General features: G+C 67.4%; 6 protein-coding genes. All 6 read right to left on the reverse strand.

All coding sequences use genetic code 11. From position 1 onward, the window contains the following. Nucleotides 1-4 precede the first annotated feature (4 nt). Nucleotides 5-2,113, reverse strand: coding sequence for a TonB-dependent receptor (locus tag AB839_RS15645; RefSeq protein WP_061480066.1), 2,109 nt, complete (start codon nt 2,111-2,113; stop codon nt 5-7). Between the two features lie 191 nt (nt 2,114-2,304). Beyond that, nucleotides 2,305-3,741: a serine hydrolase domain-containing protein gene (locus AB839_RS15650; RefSeq protein ID WP_061480067.1), complete on the reverse strand. Its 1,437-nt coding sequence runs from the start codon at nt 3,739-3,741 to the stop codon at nt 2,305-2,307. Between the two features lie 163 nt (nt 3,742-3,904). Further along, entirely contained in the window at nt 3,905-5,572 is a 1,668-nt protein-coding gene (gene hutU / locus AB839_RS15655) for a urocanate hydratase (protein ID WP_061480068.1), read from the reverse strand. After that, nucleotides 5,569-6,423 (reverse strand): N-formylglutamate deformylase, encoded by an 855-nt coding sequence (gene hutG / locus AB839_RS15660; RefSeq protein ID WP_061480069.1) that lies wholly within the window; start codon nt 6,421-6,423, stop codon nt 5,569-5,571. Before hutG ends, hutU begins: the two co-directional genes overlap by 4 nt. Then, a complete protein-coding gene (gene hutH, locus AB839_RS15665; RefSeq protein ID WP_061480070.1) occupies nt 6,420-7,961 on the reverse strand; it encodes a histidine ammonia-lyase in 1,542 nt (513 codons plus the stop codon). Before hutH ends, hutG begins: the two co-directional genes overlap by 4 nt. Continuing rightward, nucleotides 7,958-8,576: amidohydrolase family protein (locus tag AB839_RS15670; RefSeq protein WP_156476679.1), on the reverse strand; the 619-nt coding region annotated here is incomplete at its 5' end. The genes AB839_RS15670 and hutH, both read right to left, overlap by 4 nt.

The raw sequence follows: 8,576 nt of genomic DNA on the forward strand, positions 1-8,576 counted from the left end.
GCAATCACTCAAAGCGCCAGCGCACGCCCGCGTAGACGCCGCGGCCTTCGCCCGGCGTCGAACGCGCGACATCCTTGCCGGCGTCGTCATAGCCCGGCGTGACGGTGGCGGCGTAGCGGCGGTTGCCGAGGTTGCGCATCTCCGCCCAGGCCTGCCAGCGGCCACCGGGTGCGTCGTAGCCGATGCGGCTGCCGAAGATCACATGGCTGTCAGCCCAGTAGCTGTTGGCGTAGTCCACGGCGATACGCGAGGCGTATTCGGTATTGAGCGCCGCGTACAGGCCGGATGCATGATCGAAGCGCAGCTCGGCCTGGTAGGCGTGGCGCGGCAGGCCGGGCAGGCGGCTGCTGCCGAAACGTGCATCGTGGCGGTAGCGGAAATCGCTGAAGGTATACGCCTGGCGCAGCGACAGGCGGCCCGGTGCAGCCTGCCACAGCGTGCTGTCCAATCCGGCCTCGATACCGCGGTGCACGGTGGGGCTGGCATTGTTCTCGGCGATGAACAGGTTCGGCACCGGTTGCAGTTCGACGCTCAGCAGTTCGTGGTTCACGTGGGCGTAGTAGCCGGTCAGTTCCCAGCGGCCCAGCGCCGCGTCACCGCGCGCGCCCAGTTCCAGCGTGGTGGCGGTCTGGTTCTGCATCGGCACCGGCGCGCGCTGGCGGCCGGTAGACGGGCCATTGCCCGGCCCGAAGTACTGGTTCGAGCCCCAGATCATCGACCATGGGTGCGGTGCCTCCACCGAACGGCTGAGGTTGCCGAACCACTGGGTCTGCGCGCTGTGCTGCCAGGTGAAGCCCAGTCGCGGCGCATAGTCCCAGTCCTGCTCGCGTAGGCGGCCGCCGCTGCTCGGCCAGGTCACCTGCACATCGCGGCGGGTGTTGATCAGTGCCAGCCCAGCCTGCATGCGCAGGCGGTCATTGAAGGCGAGGGTGTTGCTGACGTGCAGCGTGCTGTCGGTGCCGTGGTGGCGGAAGTCACGCGTGCGCGTGCCGGCAGCGTAGCCGTTGCTGGCAAAGCGCAGCGACTCGCGCACATCGGCATCCAGGTCATGGGTGACGCGCAGGCCGACCGTGGTCTCGCTGTCCAGCCCGAACAGCCGGTGGCGGCGGCGGTAGTCCAGCGTGGCGTTGAGGTTGGCGTAGTCCAGCTGCTGGCGGTACAGGCTCTCGTTCAAGTCCATCGGGTAGGAGTGGTAGACCAGCCCGGCCTGCAGCGACGAGTCCTCATCGATCTGCAGCGTGGTGACATTGCCCACCCAGGTGCTGCCCGGCTGCGGGCGACGCGCATCGATGGCCAGGTTGGCCGCGTTCGCGGCACGTGGATCGTTGCGGATCTGATCGCGGGTCAGGCGACCGGGTGTTTCGTGATTGGTTTCGCGGTAGCGCACGAAAAAGCGCGTCTGCAGATCGGGGGTGATCTGCCAGCCGATGTTGGCCATCGCACCCTTGCCGTCGCCGCGCGCATGGCGCTGATAACCATCGAACTCGGTATCGGTGTAGGCCAGGAAGTAATCGAGATCTCCGTTGACACCGCCCCAGCTGATGCCGCGTTTCTGGTAGCCACGGCTGCCGGCTTCGTAGTGCAGCTGCACGCCCGCCGAATCACGGCCGCTGCGGCTGACGTAGTCGATGGCACCGCCCAGCGCCAACGCGCCGCGCTCGAAACCGTTGGCGCCGCGCAGGACTTCCACGCGCGACAGCCACAGCGGTTCCAGCAGCTCGTAGGGCGTGCCACCTGGGCCGGTCAGCGGCAGGCCGTCGATCGACACCGCAATGCCCGAGGCATGCGCGCCCGGCCCCCGGTTGATGCCCGACCCACGGATCGAGATCTTGGTGCCCTCGTTGCCCGGCGACTGCGCGCTGATGCCCGGCTGGTAGGCCAGCACATCGGCATTGCTGGACAGCCGGCTGTGGGCCTTGGCCACGTCGATGACGTTGCTGGCGCCGGGCACCCGCTTCAACGCCTCGCGCGCCTGCGCGCTGGCATCGGCTGCAGTGACCTGTACGGCATCCAACGTGGTGGCCTGCGGGACTGCAGCGGCAGTGGAGGCGAGGCCAAGGGAAACGGCCAGAGACAGCAGCGAGGGGATGGGGCGGTACGACGAGAGCGACATGCGGAAATGCTGTAAACCAGTAAAGTGGCGCGCAAGTTAACAGGTCGGTGGCGCCACGTCACCCACCGGCGGCGTATGGCCGCCCGCAACATCCATGTAGAGCCGAGCCCATGCTCGGCTATCGCGCGCAGCGCGGGTTTCCTTCGCTCGAAACGAAGAGCAGCCGAGCATGGGCTAGGCTCTACAGCAGGTTACGGCGAGGGCTTGGCCAGCGCTTTGGCCTTTGCATACAGCCGATCAGCCGCTTCCCTTTCGCCCAATGCCGCATGACACTCGGCCAGGCTGTCCCACACATTGGCTGAATCCGGATACAGCTCGGTGTTGAGCGTGAACACTTTCAGTGCTTTGCTGGCACCCAGACTCTCGCGGATGGCATAGCCGCTGGCGTTGATCGCTCGTTCCAGCTCGCTGCCCGTCACCCGGTTGTTATCGCGCAACCAACTGCGTATCGCCTCGGCAGCGCCTGCATCATCATCGAGCGCATACGCGACCAGCCGCTCGGACAGCACCGCGTGCGGAAACGCCTGCGGCGCCGCGACCGCCATCGTGCTCTCCACCAGCGTGCTGGACCAGACATTGCGGGCGCTGCCGTTGGTCAGGTACACGAACACCCAGTAGCCGTCGGCCAGCGTGCCCTTGTACGCCAGCCGCGCACGTACACGGGTGCCGCCATCATGGCCGACCTGGGTGTAGCCGTCGCTGCGGGTGGTGTCCCAGCCGGTGGAGAAGAAATTGCTGCCGCCACCGCTCAGTTTCTGCGGCTGCCAGAGTTTTTCCAGGGTTGCCGTGTGCAGCAGCTTGCCGGTCGCCAGCGCCTGCAGGAAACGGTTCATGTCACCCACGGTGGTCTGCAGATCGGCATGGCCCCAGCCGTAGTCCGGCCAGGGATCTTCATTGGCCGGCTGCAGCTGGCCGTCCTTGCCGATGTAAGGCACCGCCGCGCGCTTGGCTGGCACGCTGGCAACGCCCCACGAGGTGCTGGCCATCTTCAATGGCTGCAGGATGCGTTCGCGCGCGATGGCCGGGTAGGGCTTGCGGTAATGCGCTTCCAGCAACGCGGTCAGCACCAGGTAGTTGGCCTGGGTGTACTGCACGCGGCTGCCGGTGGCGAACTGCATCGGTGCAGCGCCGGCCACCTTCAGCGCAGTGCCAAGGTCAGGGGCTACACCAGGGTAGCCCTTGCTAACCCAACGGTTGTCGACACGATCGTAGTATTCGCCGATGCCCGAGCTGTGGTTGAGAAAGTCGCGTACGTGGATCGCCTGCCATGCGGTCGGCAGGTCCGGCACATAGCGGCTGGCCGGCGCATCAAGATCCACCTTGCCCTGATCGACCAGTTGCATCACCAGCGTGCTGGTCAGCAGCTTGGCCATCGACTGCGCGGCGAAGATGGTCTCGACGGTGGCGGGCGCATGGGTAGCGGGATCACGTTCACCGCTGGCGCCCTGGTACAGCACCTGACTGTTGTGAGCGACCAGCACGGCTTGGCCGGCGATGCCGTAGCGTTCGCGGTTGGCCTGCAGTTGGGCGTCGAGCCGGGTAGAGAGAGCGGTGGGTACGTCACGCGCCGAAGCAGGCGGAATCACCCATAGCGTGCAGAGCAATGCGGCAGCGAGCGTGCGGTACATCGCGGTGATCCATCAGCGGTGATGGCGCATCTTGGCATGTAGAGCCGAGCCCATGCTCGGCTGCCTTCGGGCCAGGCATCATGCACCCGGAAAAATGAGCCGAGCATGGCTCGGCTCTACAGGTGCTTTCGGGTAGTGCCGGCCGCTGGCCGGCACCCTGCGATCAGCCCAGGATCCCCGGCAGATCCAGTCCCTTTTCCTTCGCGCAGTCGATCGCGATGTCATACCCCGCATCGGCATGGCGCATCACGCCGGTGGCCGGGTCGTTCCACAGCACGCGACCAATCCGCTTGGCCGCGGCCTCGGTGCCGTCGCAGACGATCACCATGCCGGCGTGCTGCGAGAAGCCCATGCCGACGCCACCGCCGTGGTGCAGCGACACCCAGGTCGCGCCGCTGGCGGTGTTGAGCAGGGCGTTCAGCAGCGGCCAGTCGGATACCGCATCGGAGCCGTCGGCCATCGCTTCAGTTTCGCGGTTCGGCGAAGCGACGCTGCCGCTGTCCAGATGGTCACGGCCGATCACCACGGGCGCCTTCAGTTCGCCGTTGGCGACCATTTCGTTGAAGGCCAGGCCCAATCGATCGCGGTCGCCCAGACCGACCCAGCAGATGCGTGCAGGCAGGCCCTGGAACTTGATCTTCTCGGCGGCCATGTCCAGCCAGCGGTGCAGGTGCGGGTTGTCCGGAATCAGTTCCTTCACCTTGGCATCGGTCTTGGCGATGTCTTCCGGGTCGCCGCTCAGTGCCGCCCAGCGGAACGGGCCGATGCCGCGGCAGAACAACGGGCGGATGTAGGCCGGCACGAAACCGGGGAAGTCGAACGCATTGGCCACGCCTTCTTCCAGCGCCATCTGCCGCAGGTTGTTTCCGTAGTCCACGGTCGGTACGCCGAGTGCGTGGAAGCCGAGCATGGCGCGGATATGGTTGGCCATCGACGCGCGCGCTGCCTTCTCCACTTCCTTCGGCGCGGACACGCGCTTTTCGTCCCACTGCTCGACGGTCCAGCCCTGCGGCAGGTAGCCGTTCACCGGGTCGTGCGCGGAGGTCTGGTCGGTCAGCAGGTCCGGCTTCACGCCGCGCTTGAGCAGTTCGGCCAGTACATCGGCGACGTTGCCGAGCAGGCCCACCGACTTCGGCGTACCGGCCTTGCACGACTCGTCGATCAGGCGCAGCGCTTCGTCCAGGTTGTCGGTCCAGGTATCCAGGTAGCCGGTGCGCAGGCGCATGTCGATGCTGCTCTTGCGGCACTCGACGGCCAGGCAGGAGGCGCCGGCCATCACCGCGGCCAGCGGCTGTGCGCCGCCCATGCCGCCGAGGCCACCGGTGAACAGCCACTTGCCGGTCAGGTCACCACCGAAATGCTGGCGGCCCATTTCCACGAAGGTTTCGTAGGTGCCCTGCACGATGCCCTGCGCGCCGATGTAGATCCAGCTGCCGGCGGTCATCTGGCCATACATGGCCAGGCCCTTCCTATCCAGCTCGTTGAAGTGGTCCCAGTTGGCCCAGCGCGGTACCAGGTTGGAATTGGCGATCAGCACGCGCGGTGCATCGGCATGGGTGCGGAACACACCCACCGGCTTGCCCGACTGCACCAGCAGGGTCTGGTCGTCGTCCAGGCGCTTGAGCGTTTCGACGATGGCATCGAAGCTCTCCCAGTCACGCGCGGCGCGGCCGATGCCGCCGTACACCACCAGCTCCTGCGGCCGCTCGGCCACGTCCGGGTGCAGGTTGTTCATCAGCATGCGCAACGGCGCTTCGGTCAGCCAGCTCTTGGCGTTGAGCGTGGTGCCGGTCGGCGCGGCGATGGTGCGGGACGGGTCGTTGCGGGTCATGCGGCGCTCCGGTTCGTAGCGAATTCAAGGCAGGCATTGAGCACCTGCGCCAGGGTGTGGCGCAGCGGTGCGGCGTGGTCGGGGTCGAGCGGGGTGGGCCAGCTGTGTTCGTCCACCTGGTCCGGCAGGGGTTCGTGCATGTAGCCACGGCAGGCCAGCTCCATCTGCAGGCTGTGCACGCCGCCGGCGATGTTGCTGTAGTGGCGGGTGATCCAGCCGCCCTTGAAGCGGCCGTTGCGCACCTGGCTCATGCCACTGATCTTCAGCAGGTTTTCCACCACATCGCTCAAGGCGTTGTCGCAGGACGTGTCGGGTGCGCCGGACGGCCCGGCGGTACCGAGGTTGAACTGCGGCAGCTCGCCGTCGAACAGGTGCGGAATATGCGAGCGGATCGAATGCGCGTCGTACACTACCACCGTACCGTGCTGCGCGCGCAGGCGGGTGATCTGCGCGGTCAGCGCATCGTGGTAGGGCAGGAAATACGTGTCGCGACGCCGCGCGATCTCGGCGTCATCCGGTTCGCGTCCGGCGTGGTACAGCGGCTGGTTGTCGAAGGTGGTCAGCGGGCACAGGCCGGTCGTGTTCTGGCCAGGGTACAGCGAGACCCCGCTGGGGTCACGGTTGAGGTCGATCACCGAACGCGAGATCGCCGAGCGCACCGTGGTCGCGCCCATGCCGCGCACAAAGTCGTACAGCTCGTGCACCCACCAGTCGGCATCGCGACGGGCCAGCCACGGCGAGTGGTAGTCGCCGATCAGGTCGTGCGGCAGCTCGCTGCCGGTATGCGGGAAGCTGACGATGAGGGGGGCGTCGCCCTCGTGCACGGTCAGCCATTCGGGATGGGTATTCATGCCTGCGGCTCCACGGTTGGCAGCAGGTCGGTCAGGCCCTGCGCCAGCGCGCCACTGCGCACCAGATTCGTGGCGGTCACCATGTCCGGATGGAAGTAGCGGTCTTCTTCCAGCGTCGGCACCTGCGCACGCAGGGTGGCGCGCACGGTTTCCAGCGCGGCGCTGGAGCGCAGCGGGGCGTGGAAGTCGCAGCCCTGCGCAGCGGCCAGCAGCTCGATGCCGATCACGTTGGCGGCGTTCTCGGCCATCTGCATCAGGCGGCGCGCGCCATGCGCGGCCATCGACACATGGTCTTCCTGGTTGGCCGAGGTCGGGATCGAATCAACGCTGGCGGGGTAGGCGCGCTGCTTGTTCTCCGAGACCAGCGCGGCGGCGGTCACCTGCGGAATCATGAAGCCGGAATTCAGGCCGGGGCGCGGGGTCAGGAATGCAGGCAGGCCGGACAGCGCAGGGTCGACCAGCATCGCCAGGCGGCGCTCGCTGATCGAGCCGATCTCGCACACCGCCATCGCCAGCATGTCGGCCGCGAAGGCCACCGGCTCGGCGTGGAAGTTGCCACCGGACAGTGCTTCGCCGGTATCGGTGAACACCAGCGGATTGTCGGACACGCCGTTGGCTTCGATTTCCAGCGTGGTCGCGGCCTGGCGCAGGATGTCCAGCGCTGCGCCCATCACCTGCGGCTGGCAGCGCAGGCAGTACGGATCCTGCACGCGCACGTCGTTGTCGCGATGCGACTCGCGGATGTCCGAGCCCTGCATCAGCGTGCGCAGGGTGGCCGCGGTGGCGATCTGCCCGCGCTGGCCGCGGATGGCGTGGATGCGCGGGTCGAACGGCGTGTCGGAGCCCTTGGCTGCTTCCACCGACAGCGCGCCGGTGATCAGCGCCGCCTGGAACACGGTCTCGATCTCGAACAGACCGGCCAACGCATACGCGGTGGAGAACTGGGTGCCATTGAGCAGCGCCAGGCCTTCCTTCGCTCCCAGTTCGATCGGCTGCAGGCCGGCACGTGCCAGTGCATCGACCGCCGGCAGGCGCTCGTCACCCATGAAGGCTTCGCCGACGCCCAGCATCACGCTGGCCAGGTGCGAGAGCGGCGCCAGGTCACCCGAGGCACCCACCGAGCCCTGTGCGGGCACCACCGGCAGCACGCCCTTGACCAGCATCGCTTCGAGCAGCAGCAGGGTTTCCTCGCGGATGCCCGAAGCACCCTGCGCCAGGCTGACCAGCTTCAGCGCCATCATCAGGCGCACCACGCTGGCCGGCATCGGCTCGCCCACGCCGGCGGCATGCGAGAGCACGATATTCCGCTGCAGGGTGGCCAGGTCTTCGCGCTCGATGCGCACGCTGGCCAGCTTGCCGAAGCCGGTGTTGATGCCATACACCGGCGCGCCCTTGGCGACGATGGCGGCCACCGCCGCAGCGCTGGCGCGCACCACCGGCAGCGCGGCCGGGTCCAGTGCAAGCGGCGCACCGCGATAGACCTGCCGCCACTGGGCGAGAGTGACATGGCCGGGGCGAAGAACCAGGGTGTTGCTCATGTGTTGCTCCAGGAGGCAGGCAGGTCGGGCTGCCCGCGCACCACGCGCGCGTGCAGCGGGTTGAATCCAATGCGATAGACTAGGTCGGCGGGCGCATCGATGTCCCAGATCGCCAGGTCGCAGTCCATGCCCACGGCCAGGCGACCGATGCGCTCGCCGTGGCCCAGTGCGCGCGCCGCTTCACGGGTGAAGCCGGCGATGCACTCATCCACGGTCAGGCGGAACAGGGTGGCGCCCATGTTCATCGCCAGCAGTGGGCTGGTCAGCGGCGAGGTGCCCGGGTTGCTGTCGGTGGCCAGCGCCAGCGGCACGCCGGCCGCACGCAGCGCGGCGATCGGCGGCAGGGTGGTATCGCGGGTGAAATAGAAAGCACCGGGCAGCAGCACGGCGACGGTACCGGCAGCGGCCATCGCGGCGATGCCGGCGTCATCCAGATGTTCAATATGGTCGGCCGACAGTGCACCGAAGCTGGCCGCCAGTTCGGCGCCATGCTGGTTGCTCAGCTGCTCGGCGTGGATCTTCACCGCCAGCCCGTTGGCGCGTGCCGCTTCGAAGACCTGCCGCGCCTGCGCCGGCGAGAAGGCGATGTTCTCGCAGAACACATCCACCGCTTCG

Source organism: Stenotrophomonas sp. DDT-1 (assembly GCF_001580555.1).
GTDB lineage: Bacteria > Pseudomonadota > Gammaproteobacteria > Xanthomonadales > Xanthomonadaceae > Stenotrophomonas > Stenotrophomonas sepilia.

Excerpts from the sequence above, each read along its gene's own strand:
- AB839_RS15645 (WP_061480066.1), bottom strand. The coding sequence starts at position 2,113 with ATGTCGCTCTCGTCGTACCGCCCCATCCCCTCGCTGCTGTCTCTGGCC.
- AB839_RS15650 (WP_061480067.1), bottom strand. The coding sequence starts at position 3,741 with ATGTACCGCACGCTCGCTGCCGCATTGCTCTGCACGCTATGGGTGATT.
- hutU (WP_061480068.1), bottom strand. The coding sequence starts at position 5,572 with ATGACCCGCAACGACCCGTCCCGCACCATCGCCGCGCCGACCGGCACC.
- hutG (WP_061480069.1), bottom strand. The coding sequence starts at position 6,423 with ATGAATACCCATCCCGAATGGCTGACCGTGCACGAGGGCGACGCCCCC.
- hutH (WP_061480070.1), bottom strand. The coding sequence starts at position 7,961 with ATGAGCAACACCCTGGTTCTTCGCCCCGGCCATGTCACTCTCGCCCAG.